Consider the following 255-nt stretch of genomic DNA (forward strand, 5'->3'; position numbering starts at 1 on the left):
AGAGTGCATTTGTCCAACAGGCCCGCCCAGCTCAATCCGGAATGGAGCCTTGGTTATCAGGTCCGGCGCTGCCATCGGCGGTTCGATCGCCTGCTCAATGCGATGCTGGCGAAGCACGATCTAAAGACGGGCTTCTGGTATTACCTTCGTGTGCTGTGGATCCGCGACGGCGTCACCCAGAAATATCTGAGCGACATGACCAACGTCACAGAAAACACGACTGTGTCGATAATCAACAACATGATGCAGCACGGG

Annotated in this window: 1 protein-coding gene; it reads left to right on the top strand. The window is 55.3% G+C overall.

Annotated elements, in window-relative coordinates; all coding sequences use genetic code 11:
* Nucleotides 1–255 (top strand): MarR family winged helix-turn-helix transcriptional regulator (locus K3A84_RS20695; protein ID WP_449867103.1); only part of this gene is annotated, 255 nt, incomplete at both ends.

It is taken from the genome of Novosphingobium percolationis, from assembly GCF_020179425.1.
GTDB classification, from domain to species: domain Bacteria; phylum Pseudomonadota; class Alphaproteobacteria; order Sphingomonadales; family Sphingomonadaceae; genus Novosphingobium; species Novosphingobium percolationis.